This is a genomic window from Collinsella sp. CLA-ER-H4 (genome assembly GCF_040092395.1).
GTDB lineage: Bacteria > Actinomycetota > Coriobacteriia > Coriobacteriales > Coriobacteriaceae > Collinsella.
In genome coordinates this window covers 22,016-42,119 of the sequence record NZ_JBBNLQ010000012.1, presented here as the reverse complement: position 1 = coordinate 42,119, position 20,104 = coordinate 22,016, and the positions used below count along the sequence as shown (strand labels likewise).

Annotated in this window: 13 protein-coding genes; 8 read left to right on the top strand and 5 right to left on the bottom strand. The window is 61.1% G+C overall.

The window, feature by feature from the left end; genetic code table 11:
- The first annotated feature begins 182 nt into the window (after nt 1–182).
- On the top strand, nt 183–3,479 hold the full coding sequence (locus AAAX34_RS07930) for a 4-alpha-glucanotransferase (RefSeq protein WP_349110747.1): 3,297 nt from the start codon (nt 183–185) through the stop codon (nt 3,477–3,479).
- Between the two features lie 88 nt (nt 3,480–3,567).
- On the top strand, nt 3,568–3,804 hold the full coding sequence (locus AAAX34_RS07925; RefSeq protein WP_099431722.1) for an FmdB family zinc ribbon protein: 237 nt from the start codon (nt 3,568–3,570) through the stop codon (nt 3,802–3,804).
- A gap of 61 nt (nt 3,805–3,865) precedes the next feature.
- Here AAAX34_RS07925 and AAAX34_RS07920 read toward each other — a convergent pair whose 3' ends face one another.
- The 5 genes from AAAX34_RS07920 to gltX all read right to left on the bottom strand — a co-directional run bounded on the left by AAAX34_RS07920 (nt 3,866) and on the right by gltX (nt 11,090).
- Nucleotides 3,866–5,269 (bottom strand): transcription antitermination factor NusB, encoded by a 1,404-nt coding sequence (locus tag AAAX34_RS07920; protein ID WP_349110745.1) that lies wholly within the window; start codon nt 5,267–5,269, stop codon nt 3,866–3,868.
- On the bottom strand, nt 5,266–6,186 hold the full coding sequence (gene fmt / locus AAAX34_RS07915; protein ID WP_349110744.1) for a methionyl-tRNA formyltransferase: 921 nt from the start codon (nt 6,184–6,186) through the stop codon (nt 5,266–5,268). Before fmt ends, AAAX34_RS07920 begins: the two co-directional genes overlap by 4 nt.
- 330 nt (nt 6,187–6,516) lie before the next feature.
- On the bottom strand, nt 6,517–7,053 hold the full coding sequence (gene def, locus AAAX34_RS07910) for a peptide deformylase (protein WP_349110742.1): 537 nt from the start codon (nt 7,051–7,053) through the stop codon (nt 6,517–6,519).
- Between the two features lie 18 nt (nt 7,054–7,071).
- The gene (priA, locus tag AAAX34_RS07905) at nt 7,072–9,525 is read right to left on the bottom strand and encodes a primosomal protein N' (protein ID WP_349110741.1); all 2,454 of its coding nucleotides are present in this window, start codon (nt 9,523–9,525) and stop codon (nt 7,072–7,074) included.
- 89 nt (nt 9,526–9,614) lie between these two features.
- Nucleotides 9,615–11,090 (bottom strand): glutamate--tRNA ligase, encoded by a 1,476-nt coding sequence (gene gltX, locus AAAX34_RS07900; protein WP_117746308.1) that lies wholly within the window; start codon nt 11,088–11,090, stop codon nt 9,615–9,617.
- Between the two features lie 283 nt (nt 11,091–11,373).
- Between gltX and metK the strand changes: the two genes are divergently transcribed.
- The 6 genes from metK to AAAX34_RS07870 all read left to right on the top strand — a co-directional run bounded on the left by metK (nt 11,374) and on the right by AAAX34_RS07870 (nt 20,041).
- Nucleotides 11,374–12,654 carry a methionine adenosyltransferase gene (metK, locus tag AAAX34_RS07895; protein WP_349110740.1) on the top strand — a complete coding sequence of 427 codons (1,281 nt, stop codon included), beginning with the start codon at nt 11,374–11,376 and terminating at the stop codon, nt 12,652–12,654.
- Nucleotides 12,655–12,997: 343 nt separating this feature from the next.
- Nucleotides 12,998–14,605 (top strand): L-serine ammonia-lyase, iron-sulfur-dependent, subunit alpha, encoded by a 1,608-nt coding sequence (gene sdaAA, locus AAAX34_RS07890; RefSeq protein WP_343000813.1) that lies wholly within the window; start codon nt 12,998–13,000, stop codon nt 14,603–14,605.
- Between the two features lie 149 nt (nt 14,606–14,754).
- Nucleotides 14,755–16,488: a L,D-transpeptidase gene (locus AAAX34_RS07885; protein ID WP_349110738.1), complete on the top strand. Its 1,734-nt coding sequence runs from the start codon at nt 14,755–14,757 to the stop codon at nt 16,486–16,488.
- A 132-nt stretch (nt 16,489–16,620) separates the two neighbouring features.
- Nucleotides 16,621–18,057 carry an efflux RND transporter periplasmic adaptor subunit gene (locus AAAX34_RS07880; RefSeq protein ID WP_349110736.1) on the top strand — a complete coding sequence of 479 codons (1,437 nt, stop codon included), beginning with the start codon at nt 16,621–16,623 and terminating at the stop codon, nt 18,055–18,057.
- The gene (locus AAAX34_RS07875) at nt 18,057–18,830 is read left to right on the top strand and encodes an ABC transporter ATP-binding protein (protein WP_349110735.1); all 774 of its coding nucleotides are present in this window, start codon (nt 18,057–18,059) and stop codon (nt 18,828–18,830) included. The genes AAAX34_RS07880 and AAAX34_RS07875 overlap by 1 nt, the downstream gene beginning before the upstream one ends.
- Entirely contained in the window at nt 18,827–20,041 is a 1,215-nt protein-coding gene (locus AAAX34_RS07870; protein ID WP_349110733.1) for an ABC transporter permease, read from the top strand. Before AAAX34_RS07875 ends, AAAX34_RS07870 begins: the two co-directional genes overlap by 4 nt.
- Nucleotides 20,042–20,104 lie beyond the last annotated feature (63 nt).

Genomic DNA, 20,104 nt, shown 5'->3' with positions numbered 1-20,104 from the left:
AGTATCGGTATAGGCGTTTTCGAATATCGCTATAATTTGGATGGTAAAACGATTTTCTAGGACAACCGTTCGCCGATGGTAAACGGATGTTGTTTATACAGCCTGTGTACAACAGATATACTTACATCCTGTGCGTAAAGCCATGGCCCGCAGGCCATGATTCTATTGAACTGGACCGTACTATGAGATTGATACACAACAGCCGTCTACCGCAGTTTCGCACTCCGTTTGGCGCTGTGACCACTGGAACTATCCTTTCACTCTCCGTGATTCTGGAGGATGCCGATCCAGCGCAGGCAACGCTTACGCTGCGCACCTGGGTCGATGAGATCGGCGAATCTCGATATCCCATGACGCACGAAGGCGACGGCATATTTACCGTAGAGATCGAGTGCGCCGAGCCTTGTCTTATCTGGTACAGCTTTATCTGCAATATCGAGGGCCAGCCCGAGGTTCGCCTGGGTGCACCGCAGGGCCGCACCGGCGGCGAGGGCGTAACCTACGACTACGCCGAGGTGCCGTCGTTCCAGGTCACCGTCTACAAGCACCGCGAAGTTCGACCCGAGTGGTACGAGCACGGCATGGTCTACCAGATCTTCCCCGATCGCTACGCCCGCGACGAGCACTGGCGCGAGCGCACGCTGGCTCAGGTCGAAAAGCCGCGCAACGGAATCCAACGCCGCATGATCGAGGACTGGAACGAACCGCCCGTATACGAGCGCGCCGAGGACGGCTCCATCAAAACCTGGGACTTTTACGGCGGATCGCTCAAGGGCATCCAAGAAGACCTGCCTCGTATCGCCGAGCTGGGCTTTACAGCCATCTACCTCAACCCCATTTTCGAAGCCGCGAGCAACCACCGCTACGACACGGCCGATTACAGCAAGATCGACCCGATTCTGGGCACCGAGCAGGACTTTACGGAGCTGTGCGAGGCGGCCGAGAAGCTCGGCATTTCCATCATCCTGGACGGTGTGTTCAACCACACGGGCGACGATTCGATCTACTTCAACCGCTACGGTAACTACCCCGGCGTGGGCGCATGGCAAAGCGAAGATTCGCCGTGGCGCGATGCGTTCTATTTCCACGAGGACGGCTCGTACGACTGCTGGTGGGGCGTGGGCAATATGCCCGCCATCAATGAGAGCTCCGAGCTGGTGCGCGAGCGACTCCTGGGGAAGGACGGTATCATACGCAAATGGCTGCGCGCCGGCGCTCACGGCTGGCGCCTAGATGTGGCCGACGAGCTTTCTGACGACTTCCTGGCCGAGATCAAAAAGGCCGTACTCGCCGAGAAGCCCGACGCACTGCTGCTCGGCGAGGTCTGGGAAGACGCCTCCAACAAGATCAGCTATGGCCACCTGCGTCGTTACCTGCAGGGATCCGAGCTTGACTCGGCTATGGATTATCCCTTCCGCGACATGGTCATCGGCTTTTTGATGGGCTATAAGAACGCCTACCAGGCAGCCGAGGATATCGAAACCCTGCGCGAGAATTATCCTCGCGAGGCCCTGTCCTGCGCACTCAACCTGCTGTCGAGCCACGACCGTCCGCGTATCATCTCGGTGCTCGGCGGCGGCCCCGACGAGTCACAGCTACCCGAGTGCGAGCGCAGCAAGTGGCGCCTGGACGAAAACTCAATGGGCCTGGCCAAAAGCCGTTTTTGGCTTGCAACGCTCATGCAGATGACGTTCCCCGGCGTGCCCTCGATTTACTATGGCGACGAGTACGGCCTTGAGGGCCTGACGGATCCGGGCAATCGCCGCACGCTGCCTTTAAAGGAAGACCTGCACGACTTCGATACACTCGCCATCCTTAAAAACGCCTCGGCCGTGCGCCGCGCCCTGCCGTTTATGGTTGACGGCGAGATCAAGGCCTTCGCGCTCAACGACGAGGTACTCGCCTATACGCGCACCGGTAAAGACGGTGAAGCCGCGACGGTTATCATCAACCGCAGCCTGCGCAATTCGCACTGTGTGACGATTCCGGCGCTCGGCGAATGTGCGAGCGACGTGATCAGCGGCCACGAGTGCGAAATCCACAACGGTACCGTCACGCTCGATTTGTATCCGCTGGGGTCATCGATCATCTATCACCACGCCGAGCAGCGTCTGCAAGAGCCGCTCGATCACGGCGCGGGCGTCGTTTGCCACATCACCTCGGTACCGACTGACGATGGCAAGCCGGGTACGATCGGCGCACCCACGCGTCGCTTTATCGACCATCTGGCCGCCATGGGCATGCGCTACTGGCAGGTCCTGCCCGTCAACCCGACGGATTTCTTCCGCTCCCCCTATGCCGGGCCCTCGGCTTTTGCGGGCAATATCGACCTACTGCCCGAGAGCCACGAGGAGCTGGCCGCCGACTTCGCCGTCTGGAAGACCCGCGGCGGCGAGGATGCCGATCCGCTGTACACCGCGTTTAAACATCGCAATGCCGATTGGCTCGAGAAGTACTGCGTCTACATGGCCGTTAAGAAGTACTTTGAGGGCGAGTCGCGGCACGATTGGCCGGCGGATGTCGCGCGCTACAACGAGCATCTGATCGACGACAAGCGCTTCCACGACGAGGCCGAGCTTCAGGCGTACATGCAGTACCGCTTTGACCTGGCTTGGTGCGAGCTCATGAACTACGCGCACAAGAAGGGCATCGAGGTTATCGGCGATATTCCCATGTACGTGTCCGACGATTCGGCCGACGCGTGGAGCGAGCCCGAAAACTTCTGGCTGTCCGACACCGGTAAGGCGATTGAGATTTCGGGCGCGCCGCCCGACAACTTTGCGCCCGAGGGCCAGGTGTGGGGAAACCCCACCTTCCGCTGGGATCACATGAAGGAAAACGGCTATAGCTGGTGGATGGATCGCCTGCGTCGTGCGTTTTCGCTCTACGACCGCGTACGCCTGGATCACTTCCTGGGCTTCCACAGCTACTTTAGCATCCCTGCCGGCAAGGCCTGTGCCGACGGCCGCTGGCTGGCTGGCCCGGGCAAGGACCTGTTCCAGACCGCCTACGACGAGCTGGGTCCGCTTAACTTTATCGCCGAGGACCTAGGCTATTTGACGCCCGGTGTTCGCGCGATGGCTTCGACCTGTGGCTTCCCTGGCATGGACGTGCTGGAGTTCAGCGATTACGACGTTCGTTGCGGTGTGCATCCCACGCCTGGCAAGATTCTGTACACCTCGACGCACGATACGTCGACGCTGGCCGGTTGGTGCACGCATTCCTTTGCGGGCGGCGATGAGCCGAGTGGCGTTGAGGTGGCGGCCAAGCTAATGGGCGACGCGCTGGCAAGCGACGCTCCCCTGGTGATGATGCCGCTGCAGGATCTCCTGGGGCTTGGCGACGACGCGCGCATGAACGTACCGGGCGTGGCCACGGGCAACTGGACCTGGCAGGCTGACGAGGCCGACGTTGCGGCCGCCGAGGGCAAAACTGCGCAGCTCCTGCGCAACACCCATAGATTCTGGGGCGAGGCGTGATAAAACGCCCGATATAGGGTACAGTTACAGACGTTTGAATTTTTGCGGGCAGAGCGATCTGCCCGCTTTGTGCTGAAAAGGAAGTATTATGGCACGCTACGATTACAAGTGCTCGAGCTGCGGCAACGTGTTTGAGGTTGAGCACCCCATGTCCGAGAGTCCCGAGGTCGTGTGCCCCAGCTGCGGTGCCCCAGCCGCCAAGACGTTTTCGGCCAGCGGTATTAAGTTCGAAGGCAGCGGTTTCTACAACACCGACCAGCGAAGCGGCGGCTCCAGCACCAGCGCCACCAGCGGCTGCTGCGCCAACTGTCCGCATAGCCACTAGTGACAAGCGGCCCCGCGATCAAGCCCGATCGCGGGGCTATTTCTTTGCGCTATGAGTAGCTCTATGAGTTGCGGACCAGTCTGGCGCAGAAGTGGCCGTCGTAGGAATCCGCGTTTACCGGCACGCTTTGGAAGAGGCCTCGGTCGTTTTGGCGGACGGCTACCAACTTCTTGGCCTGCGCGAAATCGGGCAGTTGCAGAATCTGTGCATCGGAAAGCGGCGCCACGGTAAAGCCTGCACCCTCGGGAGAGGCCAAGAAGGCATCCACAACCTGCGTGTTCTCTTCATCAAACACCGAGCACGTCGCGTACATGAGTTCACCGCCCACAGCCACGCGCGCGGCGGCTTCCTTGAGCATCGTCAACTGCAACTTGGGCAGCTCAACCGTCACATCGTTTTCGGTCAGACGCCACGGAATCTCGGGATGACGACGCATGGTCCCTGTACCCGAGCACGGGGCATCGATAAAAACTGTATCGAACAGGGCAGGTTTGCCAAGCATGGCATCAAAAGACGTCAGCACCTCGTCGAGCTCGCAGGCATCGCCCGAGACCGTGCGAACACCCTTAATATCAGCCTTGTGCAGGCGCGCGAGATTCTGATCACATTTACGATCATGCAGGTCGAGCGCGGTATGCTGGTGCTCGTACCCAGCACGTTTGGCCTGACACATCATCACATAGGTCTTGGTTCCGCGACCGGCACCAATCTCCAGGCAGTGCCCGGGACGGGTCGCCGCGGTAGCGATGAGCTGGGCGTTAAGGTCCGAGGCAACGGCAGCAGCGCGCTCAAACACGCCGGACGCAACCGTGACCTGCGCATCGACCGGTGCATGGCAGCCCGGGAACACGGGCGCAACAAGCTGCGAGATATACGGGTCGGGTTTGGTCGCAAAGGCGTTCTCGTGCAAAGCGAGCGGCGCAGGTGCCAAGTTGCCGGCAAAGTTGAGCGCGCCCTCGGGTGTGTCGAACGATGCCATAATGCGAGCACAAAGCCAACGCGGCAGACCCATCAGGCGCGACAGGCGAACAAGACGACGTTCGGACTCATCGGCATCCGCGGCGGCGCCAAAATCCTCGACGTTGTCCGCAACCTTATGCAGCACGGCATTGGCCAAACCGGCGGCCGATTTAGCTCCGCAGCGAACCAGCTCAACGCCCTGACTTACGGCAACGCGACCCGGCGTATGCAGATAGAGCATCTCGAAGGCCGAGATACGAAGTGCCATGCGCACACGAGGAGCGACCTTTTTTGGCTTATCGAGAAACTGGTCGAGCAGCTCATCCAAAATGCCCTGGGTGGCCGCAACGCCAAGTGCCAAACGAGCGGCAAAAGCAGAATCGCGCTGGTCAATGGCTTTGGCCGAAGCACGGGACGAGAGCACGTCGCGCGCGTACATGCCGCGGCGATCGGCCTCCATCAAAACATCAAGCGCGAGCTTGCGCGCGGGAGACAGCTTACTCATGAAAGAACACCCCACGTAAGATCGGCACCCTGCAGGCCGGCAGCCCAGGCAGAAGCAGCCATAGCACGCTTGCCATCGGGCTTAACCTCGAGCAGCTCAACTGCACCATCGGAAAGTCCCAGGTATACACGCTTGTCCTTGACGGCAACAGCGCCTTCGCCAAGCGACACATCAGCCGGCTCAGCATCGAGCACGCGAACTGACTTGCCGGCAATCACACAACGGGCAGGCGCGGTATCGGACGAGGCAAGCACATGACGCACGCAATCAAGCACCGCCATCTGAGGATCCAGACGCATCTTCTGCTTAGAAATCTTGGCGGCGTGAGTGACGAGCGACTCATCCTGTTCAGTCCACACGGCGGTACCATCGGCAAGCAAAGGAAGCGTATCGGCAAGCAGTTTGCCGCCAAGCTCAGCAAGCTCCATGGTCAGTGCCTCGGCATGCTTACCGGCAACCGACGTGGAAGCCTGAGCACAATAAGCACCAGTATCCACGCCATGCCCGATGCGCATAATGGAAACGCCAGCAACCTCGTCACCAGCGAGAATCGCACGCTGAATAGGAGCAGCCCCACGCCAACGAGGCAGCAGCGAAGCATGAACATTCACAATGCCGAGCGGTGCCATATGCAGCACCTCATCGGGCAAAATGCAGCCATAAGCAGCCACACAGAAAATGTCAGCCTGGGCAGCCTGAAGCGTCTCAACAACCTCAGGCGTCATACGATTAGCCTCAACAACCGGCAGGCCAAGCTCGAGCGCCTTGGCCTTAACAGGAGACGGCACAAGCTTCTTACCACGCCCGCGAACAGCATCAGGACGAGTAACAACAAGCGCAATCTCATTCCCAGCCTCGACGAGCGAAGTCAACGAAGGCACAGCAAAATCAGGCGTACCCATAAACACAATACGCATAAAGAACGTCTCCCCTCAACCAAAGCCGAGACGGCTACAAATAACAGCGGAAAGCCAAGTCACCAGCCCATCCGCAATAACAATTCAACAAGAACAAATATACCCAAAACCAAAGAAAGAGCCGCAATAAAAGCAGCTCTTCCAACAAAGCAATTATCAGCGAAGACGCCCATCCCTGGCCCGACGGCACCCGGGCGAAAAGGAGAGCGACAACGTAGTCCCTGGGATGGGGCCCACACATATCGTCCCGCGCGCAGTTTCGCAGCAAAGCGAGAATGTTTGAGCACGGGATGATATGTGTGGGCCCCATCCCAGGGACGGACAATTAACCTATTCAGTCTCGCCCGGTCGAGCGCCGCGGGCCAGCGCGTCCTGGTACTCCTTGACTGCCTTGAGCCTCTGCATTGGGTTCAGTCGCTCGAACATGGTGTTGCCGTGCAGGTGATCGATCTCATGCTGCAGGCACACGCAGAACAGGTCGCCCGAGGCCTCGTAGCGAATCAGGTTGGCGTCCAAGTCGTACGCCTCGACAACGACATGGTCAGGACGCTCAATCTCGCAGCTAATGCCGGGGATGGACAGGCAGCCCTCGCTAAAGGGCACCAGATGGTCGCTCTGCTCCACGATCACGGGGTTAATGAGCACGTACGGGTCGTAGTCGCTCTTGTCGCTGTAGCCGCAGTCGATGGTGACGAGCTGAATGAGCTCGCCAATCTGCGGGGCAGCCAGGCCGCAGCCGCCGTTCTCGAACATCATCTTCTTCATCTTCTCGGCAAGCGCCTCGATCGCCGGGGTGATCTCCTCGATGACGGCGCACTCCTGGCGCAGACGAGGGTCGGGCGACAGTACGATTCCGTTGGCTTCCATGGCCATCCTTTCGGGTTGTTACATCAAATCATAGGCATCGACGTCAACGCTCACGCTCACGCCGCGCATGGAGCCCGCCTCTTTGAGGCAGGCGTCGATATCATCAGAGACATGGTACCCCACAGGCGACTTCACAAGCAGATGGAAGCGGTAACGGTCCTTGGCTCTCTCGATTACACATGAAGCCGGGCCCAGCACCTGCGGCACGGCACTCCCCGCCCGCAAAAAGTCTGGCGCGGCAGCATGCCAGCGGCGCTTGAGGAGCTTTGCGATGCGCGCGATGTAGTCCTGCGCGTCGTCTCGGTTCGCCGACCACACCAAGATGTTGACCAGGCGAACAAACGGCGGGTACACCGCGTCGCGGCGCTGATCCAGGTCGTAGTCGGTAAAGATCGAACGGTCATGCTCAGCGACGGCGCGGATGACCGGGTCCTCGGGCAGGTAGGTCTGGATGACGACCTCGCCGGGGCGATCACCACGACCGGCACGGCCGGCGACTTGCTCCAGCAGATCGTAGGCGCGCTCCCCTGCGCGAAAGTCGGGCAGCTTGAGGGCGAAGTCGGCATTGACCACGCCTACCAGCGTGACCTCGGGAAAATCGAGACCCTTTGCGATCATTTGGGTGCCCAGCAACACGGCGCAATCGGCCGCATCGAACTGCTCGAGCAGCTTTTTGTGCGCATCCTTGCCGCGCGTGGAATCGGCATCCATGCGAATAATGGCGACGTCCTCGGGAAGCATCTGGTGCAGTGCGTCCTCGATTTGCTGCGTACCTAGACCCATTTTTGCCAGATAGCGGCTGCCGCACTTGGGGCAACGGCTCGTGGGCGCGGGATAGGGCTGCACGCGCCAAGACGAACCGCATGTGTGACACTGCAGCGCGTGCGTGCGCTCGTGATACGTAAGCGCGGTGGAGCAGTGGTTGCAGGTGGGGACGCAGCCGCACTCGCGGCACATCAGGAACGGCGCAAAGCCACGGCGGTTGTGCAACAGCACGGCCTTTTCGCGGCGCTCAACCACGCGCTCCAGGCCTTCCATCAGCGGTTTTGAGAACATAGAGCGGCTGCCGTGCGAGAACTCGCGGCGCAGGTCGGCAATGCGGACTGTCGGCAGCACGGCGTGTCCCGGGCGCTCGGGCATCTCGACGCGCGTCCAGGTGGCACCGTTATACGTGCCACGGCGGCAACGGTCGAGGGCCTCGGCAGAAGGCGTGGCGGAGCCCAACACGAGCGGGCAGCGGTAGCGTCGCGCCATCTCGGCCGCCACCTCGCGCGCGTGGTAGCGCGGGCTGGAACCCTGCTTGTAACTGGTCTCGTGCTCCTCGTCGATGATGATGAGGCCCAAGTCGCTGAGCGGGCAAAAGAGCGCCGAGCGGGCGCCGACAACCACGCGGGCCGCACCGCTGGCGACCATATCCCACTGGTCCAGGCGCTCGCCAGCCGAAAGGCGCGAATGGAACACGGCAACCGTCTCGCCAAAGCGCGAGCGGAAGCGACCGACGGTTTGGGCCGTCAACGAGATCTCGGGCACAAGCACGCACGCCGAGCGGCCGGCCGCGAGCACGCGCTCGATGGCAGAGAGGTAGACCTCGGTTTTACCAGATCCGGTGACGCCGTCGACAAGAACCACGTCGCCGTGGGCGTCAAGGCAGGCGCGCTCAATTTGCGCAAGCGCCTGCTGCTGGCCGTTCGTGAGCGCGACCGGCGCCTTGCCGCTTGCCGAGGACAGCGTGGTCCGCTCGCAGCAGCCACGCCAGGCTCGGCGCTCCTCCACCAGCACAACTCCGCGTTTTTCGAGCGCCTTGATGGTCGCCGACATGCTGTTATAAAGCAGGTTGAGGTCGCGCGTCGTGACCGGTCCGCACTGGAGCGCCTCGATGAGCTGACGCTGGCGGACCGCCGTCTTGGGAGGCGTATAGTCGAAGCCCTCGGGTGTGAGCATGACCCAACGGTTTTGGATAGGCTTGACGGCGGGGCGCTCAACCGTCCACACGCCGTCATCGCCCTTGACCACGCGCGGGCTTCCACCCGGTGGCAAGAACAGGCGCAGGCACTCGGAAAGCGTCGCGACATACTCGCGGCTCATCCAGCGTGCGATACGGGCGGCCTCTGCGGTAAAGAGTGGCTTGCTGAGGATAGCCTCGAGAGGCTTGATACGCGCGGGATCGAGGGCGTTGTTGCCTTGCAGGTCGCCCAGCTCAAACGCAATGTCGACGATGTAGCCCGCGGCAGCACGGTTACCAAAGTGGACCAGGACCGTGGATCCGATCTGCGCCTCGTCGGCAAGGAGTTGAGGAATGCCATAAGCAAACGGCTCGGACAGCGCACGCGTCGGGATGTCGAGAACCACGCTCGCATAGGCGGCGATGGGCTCAGGTGCAGGCTCGGGCTTGGCCTGCTCGACCGTGCGGCCGTCCTTTACGGGAGCCTGCTCAGGTTCAGGTGAACCAAACAGCGACAGTTGCTCGGCCATGGTCCCTGTACCTCCCATCCCATACGTCTACAGAAACAAGAGCCCCGCTCGGGGTGAACGGGGCTCGGATACATACGTTTGCGCAGCGATTACAGCGCCATCGTGCGGGCGCGGTCGATGCGCGCCAGGCAGTCGTCGCGACCGACGAGCGCCATGGTCTCGCCCAGCGGAGGGCTCACCATATTGCCGCAGACGGCGACGCGCACGGCCTGGAACACCACGCGCTTCTTAAGGTCCATCTGTTCGGGCAGCGGCTCAAGTGCGGCGTCGATGTTGGCGGCCGTCCACTCGGTAACACCCTCGAGCGCGGCCTTGGCGGCGTCCAGAATGGCACCCATGCCCTCCTTGGCCAGGCCCTTGTTGACGGACTTCTCGTCATACTCGAGCGTCTCGGCCGTGGCAAAGATGGGAGCGGCGACGGTCACGGCGTCGGCCGGCATCTTGGTGCGCGGCTTGACGATGGCGGCAAGTGCGTCGATCCAGTCCTCGCCGTACTCGACATTACCCTCGATAAGACCCGCCTCGTGCAGCTCGGGAACCATGATCTCGTCGGCAAACTGAGCATCGGACATGCCGTTGATGTACTCGGCATTGACCCAGTCGAGCTTCTTGGGGTCGAAGGTCGCCGGGTTCTTGGAGATGCGGTCGAGCGAGAACTTGCTTGCCAGGACATCGCGCGGGATGATGGTGGTCTCGCCGTCGAGCGACCAGCCGAGCAGCGCCAGGTAGTTGACGAAGGCGTCGGACAGGTAGCCGGCGTCGCGATACTCCTCCACCGAGGTGGCGCCGTGGCGCTTGGAGAGCTTTTTGCCGTCGGCGCCCAGGATCATGGAGATGTGGGCGAACGTGGGCACGGGCGCGCCGAGGGCCTCGTAGACCATGACCTGGCGCGGGGTGTTGGACAGGTGGTCGTCGCCGCGGATGACATGGGTGATCTTCATCATGGCGTCGTCGACGACGGTCGCGAAGTTGTACGTGGGCGTGCCGTCGGAGCGGAAGATGACAAAGTCGTCGAGCTCCTTGGCGTCGAAGGTTACCTCGCCGTGGACGGCGTCGTGGATGACGACGTCGCCGCGGTCCTCGGGCACCTTGATGCGCAGGACGTAGGACTCGCCGGCCTCGATGCGGCGGCGGGCCTCTTCGGGATCAAGATCGCGGCAACGGCGCTGATAGCCCTGGAAGGGGTCCTTGCGCTCCTGCGCGGCCTTGCGGTCGGCGTCGAGCTGCTCCTTGGTGCAGAAGCAGGGATAGGCCTTGCCCTCGTCCCAAAGCTTCTGGGCGGCCTGCTTGTACAGGTCCAGGCGCTCGGTCTGGGCGTAGGGGCCAAAGTCGCCGCCCACCTCGGGACCCTCGTCCCAGTCCAGGCCCAGCCAACGCATGGCGCGCAGGATGATCTGCGTGTTCTCGTCGGTGGAGCGGGTGGGGTCGGTGTCGTCGATGCGCAGGATGAACGTGCCGCCGTTTGCGCGGGCGAAAGCCCAGTTATAGATAGCGGTGCGGGCGCCGCCGATGTGCAGCTTGCCCGTCGGTGAGGGTGCAAAGCGGACGCGAACGTCTGATGCCATGGAAATCTCCTCGATTGCAGGATGGATGTCTAACCGCACCAGTATAAAGCATCAAAGCAACCTCCGCACAAAGGGCACCGACCTACTCATTGGGGACAGACTTAAATGACCATTCTTTGGACAACCTGTCGGCACTTAGGCAAGGCTGGTCATTTATGTCTGTCCCCAATGAGTAGGTGCGGAAAGGGTGTGAATGTTTGATTTACGCGCTATGATGTGCCCTTGCATAGAGAGCCCGGCGGAATGGTAACGGTCGCCGGGACACGTTTTTGAAAGGACAATCATGTCAGAAGAACTTCGTTCCATCCCGCCCCAACACGGGTCCTTTGTTTTTACGTCGGAGTCGGTGACCGAAGGTCATCCCGATAAGATCGCTGACCAGATCAGCGACGCCGTCCTCGACGCAATCCTCGCCAAAGAAATAGAGCTCCAGGAGCAGGGCTACATCGCCCCCAACGGCGTGCCTGCCAACGTGGAGAACGTCCGCTGCGCCTGCGAGACCCTCGTGACCACCGGCACCGTCATCGTCGCCGGCGAGATTCGCACCCAGGCCTACGTAGACGTTCAGGAAATCGCCCGTGGCGTTATCCGCCGCATTGGCTACAACCGTGCCAAGTTCGGTTTTGACTGCGACACCTGCGGCGTCATGAGCCTCATCCACGAGCAGTCGCCCGATATCGCCCAAGGCGTTGACGAGTCCTTCGAGACCCAGACCGGCGCTACCACCGACCCGATCGACCTGATCGGTGCCGGCGACCAGGGCATGATGTTCGGATATGCCTCCAACGAGACCAAGACCCTCATGCCCATGCCGCACTACCTGGCAAGCCGCCTGGCCGAGCGCCTGGCCGCCGTGCGCCACGACGGTACCCTGCCCTATCTGCGTCCCGACGGCAAGACCCAGGTCACCGTGCGCTACGAGGAAGGCAAGCCCGTCGAGGTCACGACCATCGTCATCTCCACGCAGCACGCTGCCGAGATCGAGGACATGGGCAAGATCAAGGCCGACCTCATCGAGCACGTCATCACCCCGGTCATGGCCGCTGAGAACATGCCGTGGGATAACGCGGACATCTACGTGAACCCCACCGGTCGCTTTGTCGTGGGCGGCCCCATGGGCGACACGGGCCTCACCGGCCGCAAGATCATCGTCGACACCTACGGCGGCTACGGTCGTCACGGCGGCGGTGCCTTTAGCGGAAAGGACTGCACCAAGGTTGACCGCTCCGCCGCGTATGCCGCGCGCTGGGTCGCCAAGAACGTGGTCGCCGCCGGTCTGGCCGACCGCTGCGAAGTCGAGCTTGCCTACGCCATCGGCGTTTCCAAGCCCCTCTCAATCATGGTCGACACCTTCGGTACCGCGCATGTTGCCGAGGACAAGATCGTCGAGGCCGTAGAGAAGACCTTCGACCTGCGCCCAGGTGCCATCATCCGCGACCTAGACCTGCGTCGCCCCATCTACGAAAAGACGGCAGCCTACGGTCACTTCGGCCGCGAAGACCCCGACTTCACCTGGGAGAAAACCGACCGAGTCGAAGAACTCAAAGCAGCCTGCGGCCTGTAAGCTAACTCGAAAAGCTACAGCCAAATAACAACGCACCAAAAGAAGTACCGGCCCCAACCGGTACTTCTTTTTTATTTAAAGGTGGTGAAGATGAGCCTACCTGGGACATGGAATAAATCACAGGCCTATAAATTTTGCAGCAGAGCGACTCCAACCATGTATCCTAAGTTCCGAGGGCTTTAGTATTTGGTCGATCGCGAGTTCCGCACGAGCCGGAGGCCACTTAATGTGGCCTCCGTGCGAGCAGGACTGTCCGAGCAGGCGACCAAATACTAAAGCCCTCGGAACGGCGGGACAGAGTATGCCCCGCCCCTCGGGACGACGGGATAGATAAGGAGCATCCATGGCAGGCAAGCCGCAAACACTAGCTACGACCTCGGCATTCGAGATCTTGGGCCCCGTCATGGTCGGCCCCAGCTCATCGCACACCGCCGGCGCCCTCCGCTGCGCCCAAGTTGCCGCCAGCCTGTTGGAAGGTCGCATCACCAAGGTCACCTTTGGCCTGTGGAACTCCTTCGCCCACACCTACCGCGGCCACGGCACCGACCGTGCGCTCGTCGCGGGCATACTGGGCCTCGACACCGATGACGAGAACATCAAGCAGGCCTTCGACCTCGCACGCGAGCAGGGCCTCGAATATCACTTTGACATCAAGGGCGACGACGCGTCCATCCACCCCAACACCGTCGACATTGACATGGTCGACGACACGGGCGCCACGGCACAGGTCCGCGGCGAGAGCCTGGGCGGCGGCAAGATGCGCATCAGCCGCATTAACGGCGTCGGCGTCGACATCTCGGGCATGTATTCCACGCTCTTCGTGGCGCACAAGGACGTCCCCGGTGTACTCGCCGCGCTCACCAACCTGCTCGCCTACGCCCATGTAAACATCGCCTTCTGCCGCACCTACCGCACCGAAGTGGGCGGCCAGGCCTACTCCGTCTTTGAGACCGACGGCGCGCCCGACGACACCGTCGTCCCCATGCTGCGCAAGCTCGACAATGTCGATTACGCAACGTTTATCGAACTCCCCGGTTCTGCCTCGTCGCTCTCCCCCGGCGTCTCGGCCAAGGAAATCTTCGACGACGGCGAGCAGTTGCTCGATGCGTGTGAGGAACTGGGGCTCAGCATCGGCGCCGTCATGGCCGTTCGCGAGGCGCGTCTGACCGGCGAGGCCCACGCCGTCGCTGCCATGCGCCGCGTGCTCGACGTCATGCGCGAGGAGACCACGGCCCCCATCGCCAATCCGCAGCGTTCGCTCGGCGGGCTTATCGGCGGCGAGGCCAAGCTTGTCGAAGCCACCGGCCGCAACGATTTGAGCGCAAGCCTGATGGGCCCCGTTCAGACCGATGCCGTGGCCCGCGCGATGGCCGTGCTCGAACGCTCCGCCACCATGGGCGTGATCGTCGCCGCCCCCACGGCAGGCTCAGCGGGTGTTGTGCCCGGCTGCGTGCTTGCACTCGCCGATCGCCTGCAGCTCGACGACGAGCAGGTCATGGACGCGCTCTACTGCGCAGCCGCCATCGGCCTCAACCTCACCACGAGCGCCTGCGTCGCCGGCGCCGAGGGCGGATGCCAGGCCGAGGTGGGAAGCGCCGCCGCCATGGCAGCCGCCGCGCTGGTGCAGATGCTCGGCGGCACGCCCGAGCAGGCGCTCGACGCCAGTTCCATCGCGCTGAGTAACCTGCTGGGCCTCGTTTGTGACCCCGTCGGTGGCCTCGTGGAGGTGCCCTGCCAAAACCGCAACGCCATCGGCGTAGCAGCGGCCTTTAGCTCGGCACAACTCGCCCTCGCAGGCATTAAGAGCTTGGTGCCGTTTGACCAGATGGCACATGTAATGCTCTCGGTGGGCCACGCGTTGCCAGCCACGCTGCGCGAGACGGCAAAGGGCGGCATCGCGCAGGCTCCGGCCGCACTTTCGGCCTGTGCAAAATGCGGTGTGTGCGGATAGCGACTAAGAACGACTCAAAGGTGGGACATTTGTCCCAGCTCTTTCGAATGCCACCGTTTCCGTACCACAAACAGCAGGGCAATCGCTATAATGCAAGCCCAGTAAAAACACGATGAACCGCAAGGCGAAAATCGAAGGATATGCATACGATGTCGCAAAACGATCGAACTCAACTGATTCCCGATCCGCAGCAGCCGAGCAGGCACACCGGCGGCGTTCAGTCGCCGCGTCCTATCACGCCGAGCCACGGTCAGCAGCGTAGTGCAGCAAACGCTTCCCAACGCCCGAACCAACAGCGACAGCAGCGTCAACAACGTCAGCAGCGCCAGGCAAACGGCAATGCGCCCAAGCAGCCCCACACGCACGCTCGAGGCGATCGTGGCCCCGCGCGCAAACCCGCCGAGAACAATAAGTCGGGCAAAAAGACGACGCTCTTTGTCGTCCTGGGTCTAATCGTCATTGTCTATATCGTAGGCGTCGTAGCATTTTCGCAGGTAGCCTACCCCAACACCACCATCGCCGGCGTCGACGTCTCGTTCTCCAACGCTTCGTCTGCCGCCACCAAGGTCAATTCGGCATGGAAGCACTATAAGCTCGCCGTGACAGGCGATGACTTTAGCTGGACCTATCAGCCCGAGTCCGATGAACCCATCGTCGATGGCGAAGCTGCCGCAAAAGAGATCATCAACCACAACGAAGCCTTTATTTGGCCGGTCCGCCTTGTGGAATCCTTAAGCGGCAAGACCAAAACAACCGCTACCTCCAACGAAGTCGATCTTGATCAAGACGTCGACCTGTCCATGCTCTCCGACACCTTTGACCAAAAGAAGTTTGAGAAGGATCTGGGCGCCGCCATCAACGAGTTTAACGAGGGCCGTTCGGGCACGTTCGAGGCCAATAGCTCCTATGACGAACAGGCCGGCAAGTTTACCGTCGAGAAGGCGCGCTCCAACGAAAAACTCAACCGCGAGCATGCCATTAAATATGCCGAGCTCGAGCTTGCCTCGCTGGCCGAAACCGTAGATCTTTCCAAGCTTGGCAACGATGCCTATGAGCCGCTCAATGGAACGCTGACCGATGATCAGATTCAGGCTGCATGTGATGCCGCCAACAACTTCCTGGGCGTCAACGTGACCCTTAAACTCAACGGCGAGGATGCCGGAAAGGTTGATGGCAGCTCCGTGTTGCAGTGGATCAGCTTTGCCGATCCGGCCAACCCCACGCTCGATACGTCGCAGATCAGTAGCTGGGCAGCCGAGCTCGCCAACGGCTTTAATACCGTGGGCTCCACTCGCTGGTGGACGCGCGCCGATGGCAAGCAGTGCGCCGTCGAAGGCGGTGACTTTGGTTGGTCCATCGACAGCAGCTCGCTCGCCAAGCAGGTCGAAGACGCTATTAACAACAAGCAGACCGGCGAGATCGAGATCAAGTACTCCCAGAAGGCCGACACCTTTACCGCAAAGGGAGAGCCCGACTGGAAGGCATACATCGACGTCGACCTGTCCGAGCAGCACGCGCGCTACTATGACGAGAACGCCAATATCGTGTGGGAGGCCAACTTTATTTCCGGCAAACCGGGCGAAGACGCCACCCCCGAGGGCGTGTGGCAGATCAACAGCAACGACGGCGGCAGCACCCTGATCGGAGCCAAGGACCCCGAGACCGGTAAGCCCAAATACGAGAGCCCGGTGAGCTACTGGATGCCGTTCGAGGGCAATATGATCGGCTTCCACGATGCCACCTGGCAAAACGACAAGAGCTTTGATAATGCCGAGTCGTACAAGTGGTGCGGCAGCCACGGCTGCATCAACCTGCGCCTGGCCGATGCAAAGGCACTGCACGATTGCATCAAAGTCGGCCTGTGCGTGGTTGTCCACTCGTAGTGCAACGCGCGCATTCCTACAACATGGAGCTGCTGCGACCAATCTAACAGTTCCGAAAGAAACCGTCCCATGCGCCCGCCCCAACCGGTGGGCGCATATAATTATCGAGGTTCTTTCTATAAAGGAGACGCTATGCCGAATGTCCCCACCATCACCCCGGGCCCGGATGATAACGAGAACACGCCCGAAGGTGCCACCGAAACGATTCCTCTGATTACAAACGTACATGCCGATAAGCAGAACAGACGCACGAACGATACGGCCGAGATTTCCGATGAAGAGGCATATGCCAAGCTCAAGGCAAAACGTGCCGAACGTCGACGCAAAAAGCTCATCCGACGCGGCATTGCGGCCGGCGTCGTGGCCGCCATTGTGCTCATCGCCGTTGTCGTGACCTTAGCCATCAACGCACGGCCCGCAGGCAACAACGGGCCGGTGACCGACATGGTGACCGAGGGCACGTTTACCACAACGGTCGAGGCAAAAGGCCAGCTCAAACCCATTTCGTCCTCAGTGGTCTCCCCTTCTGTCGACGGCACGGTCGATTCTATCAACGTGCAGGCAGGCCAATCCGTCAACGAGGGCGACGTGCTTATGACCATTAAAAACGACGAGCTCGATCGCAACGTTGCCGAGGCGCAACGTGCAGTTGCAGCCGCTCAGGAAGACCTCGCCAACGCGCAGAAAGCCGCAGCTGCCGCGCAGGCCACCCCAACGACGGACGTCGAGGGAGCTTCCGCAGCGGCTGGCGTCTCCGCCGCATCAGCGGACACGAACGCCGTATCGGCCGCGCAGCGCAGCCTCGCATCAGCCCAGGCAAACCTCGACCAGGCGAACGCCAAGGCCTCCAGTCGCACGGTCACGGCCCCGAGCTCGGGTAGCATCGTGGAGCTCAATGCCAAAGTGGGCGCCACGGTAACAGGCGGCATGATCATGGGCGAAAGCGATACGAGTGGCGGCAAGCAGTGCATGCAGATCGCCGACCTATCTAAGATGAAGGTGACCGTGCAGGTGGGCGAAAAGGACATCGCCAAGATCGCTGTTGGGCAGAGCGCCAACGTCACGTATCCCGCGTTTCCCGATATCGTGAGCCAGGGCACCGTCACGGCTATCGCGTCGGTGGCAAACTCCGACGCCGCCAACGGAGGCGGCGGCAGCGTAACCTTTAACGTCGACATTCTCATCGAGGCGCCCGACGCGCGCCTGAAGCCGGGCATGACGGCCGAGGTATCGGTGGTGACCGAGCAGCTCGACGACGTGGTAATGGTGCCGACGATGGCACTCATGACCGAAGACGGCGAACACTATTACGTCAACGTGGCGACTGATGACGAGGGCAAGCAAACCCGTCGCGTGAAGGTGACCGTCGTGACGCAAAACGACAACGAAGCCGTAGTCGGCAAGACACAGGTCAAGCGCGACGACCAGGGCAACGAGATCAATCCCAACGTGCCGGTTACCAAGCTGCGCGATGGCGACACCCTCGTCATGGACACCGGAGCGGACGCAACGGCTGACGGCGGCTACGGCGCGGATTCGGGCAGTATGTCTGCCGACGAGGGCATGTAATGCGTCCCGTTATCGACATCCGCAACGTGCACCGCATCTTTGAGAGCGAGGCAGGTTGCGCCCACATCCTGCATAACGTGAGCCTGGCGGTAGATCCCGGCGAGTTCGTCGCCATTACCGGCCCCTCGGGCTCGGGAAAATCAACGCTCATGAACATCCTAGGCTGTCTGGATAAGCCGACGGCGGGCGACTATTACCTGCAAGGGCTCAACGTGGCCGAGCTTGACGATGACGAGCTCACCGAAGTTCGCGCTCTGAGCATTGGCTTTGTCTTTCAGAGCTTCAACCTGCTGCCGCGCCTGTCGGTTATCGAAAACGTCATGCTGCCGCTGGCCTACACCAATGTGCCCCGTAGCCAGCGCAAAATGCGCGCCGTGCACGCGCTGCAGGCCGTCACGCTACCGGTCGACCACTGGGACCACCGCATATCCGAGCTCTCGGGCGGCCAGATGCAGCGCGTCGCAATCGCGCGTGCCCTCGTCAATGACCCGCCCATCATCCTAGCCGATGAGCCAACGGGAAACCTGGACTCCGCTACTGGAGCGCTTGTGATGGAGACCTTCCATAAGCTCCAGAAGCGCGGCAAAACCATCGTGCTTATCACACATGACCCCGGCATCGCCGCCGAGGCTGACCGTGCCGTGACCATCCGCGACGGTCGCATTCACGACGGCGCGTATATTCCACATGCACCGCGGACCCTACGCAGCGCTGTAGATAACCTGCCCATGATTTCCGCCTCCGCCAACCCGCCGAAAGGAGTGGTGGCATGAACGCCCGCGATCTCATCCAGGAAGCCCTTCACTCGCTCGAAGCCAACAAGGGGCGCAGCCTGCTCACCATCCTGGGCATTGTCATCGGCATCGCCTCGGTTATCGCCATGACGTCGCTCATCGGCGGCATCCAAAACAGCCTGGTCAACAGTCTGGGCCTCAATGCGGCACGCATGGTGCAAATCTATTCGTCGCAAGAAATCACCGAGTCGGACATCGAGAAGCTTCAAAAACTGGTGCCGCAGATAGAGCAGATCGGCATTGTCGACAGCGCGTACACCGAGTACAAGACCGGCGATAAAAGCTATACCGTCATGGCACAGGGTGTCGATAGCGACATGCTCGACGCCGTGGGGGCCAGCAAGCTCGTTGCGGGGCGCACCTATTCCCAGGCCGAGTCCCAATCAGGCTCGCGCGTGGCGCTCATCAGCCGCGGCGGCGCCGATCAGCTTTACGGCAACGAACAGGATGCGCTGGGGAAAACCATCAAGGTGTCCAACGGCGAGGTGCAGATTGTAGGTGTGATTGATGGCGGCAACGACTCCATGGGCTCGCTCACGCTGTATATGCCGCGCGAAACCATCTCAGGCCTGTTTGGCGACGAAAATCCTTCATTCCCCAGCGTGACGGCTCTTGCCGCCGAGGGCACAGACATGGATGAGCTCTGCAAAACCATCGAGTCCAAGGTGCGCGCGATGAAGGGCATCGAGGAGGAGGACGAGTACGACAGTGTATCGGCGACCTCCATGAAAAGCGCCATCGATGCACTCAACTCCTTTATGGGCGCGTTCTCGCTCATCATGGGCGCTGTCGCCAGCATCTCGCTGCTTGTCGGCGGTATCGGCATTATGAATATGATGCTCACCAACGTGACTGAGCGCATCCGTGAGATCGGCATTCGCCGTGCCCTGGGCGCAAGTCGTCGCGATATCACCGCGCAGTTTTTGGCCGAGTCCTCGGCGCTGTGCGTCACCGGCGGACTGTTGGGTGTCCTGATTGGCTATCTGCTGGCATGGGGACTCACGTTCTTTGCCGCAAGCTCGGGCATCATGAGCGAGTTTGGAGCTACCGGGACGATCACGCCAAGCTTCTCCATTACAACAGTATTGATCGCGTTTGCCGTATCGGTCGGCATCGGCGTAATCTTTGGCTTCTACCCCGCTCGCCGTGCAGCAAAGCTCGACCCGGTGGAATGCCTACGCTACCAGTAAGCCACCACCAACAAGTTGCGGTGAATTAGGGACTGAATATGCTATTTAGCAGCAAAAACAGAC

Coding starts and splice junctions, on each gene's coding strand:
- priA (WP_349110741.1), bottom strand. CDS start 9,525: ATGGCCGAGCAACTGTCGCTGTTTGGTTCACCTGAACCTGAGCAGGCT.
- AAAX34_RS07920 (WP_349110745.1), bottom strand. CDS start 5,269: ATGAGTAAGCTGTCTCCCGCGCGCAAGCTCGCGCTTGATGTTTTGATG.
- AAAX34_RS07925 (WP_099431722.1), top strand. CDS start 3,568: ATGGCACGCTACGATTACAAGTGCTCGAGCTGCGGCAACGTGTTTGAG.
- AAAX34_RS07880 (WP_349110736.1), top strand. CDS start 16,621: ATGCCGAATGTCCCCACCATCACCCCGGGCCCGGATGATAACGAGAAC.
- AAAX34_RS07875 (WP_349110735.1), top strand. CDS start 18,057: ATGCGTCCCGTTATCGACATCCGCAACGTGCACCGCATCTTTGAGAGC.
- sdaAA (WP_343000813.1), top strand. CDS start 12,998: ATGGCAGGCAAGCCGCAAACACTAGCTACGACCTCGGCATTCGAGATC.
- gltX (WP_117746308.1), bottom strand. CDS start 11,090: ATGGCATCAGACGTTCGCGTCCGCTTTGCACCCTCACCGACGGGCAAG.
- AAAX34_RS07870 (WP_349110733.1), top strand. CDS start 18,827: ATGAACGCCCGCGATCTCATCCAGGAAGCCCTTCACTCGCTCGAAGCC.
- AAAX34_RS07885 (WP_349110738.1), top strand. CDS start 14,755: ATGTCGCAAAACGATCGAACTCAACTGATTCCCGATCCGCAGCAGCCG.
- fmt (WP_349110744.1), bottom strand. CDS start 6,186: ATGCGTATTGTGTTTATGGGTACGCCTGATTTTGCTGTGCCTTCGTTG.
- metK (WP_349110740.1), top strand. CDS start 11,374: ATGTCAGAAGAACTTCGTTCCATCCCGCCCCAACACGGGTCCTTTGTT.
- AAAX34_RS07930 (WP_349110747.1), top strand. CDS start 183: ATGAGATTGATACACAACAGCCGTCTACCGCAGTTTCGCACTCCGTTT.
- def (WP_349110742.1), bottom strand. CDS start 7,053: ATGGAAGCCAACGGAATCGTACTGTCGCCCGACCCTCGTCTGCGCCAG.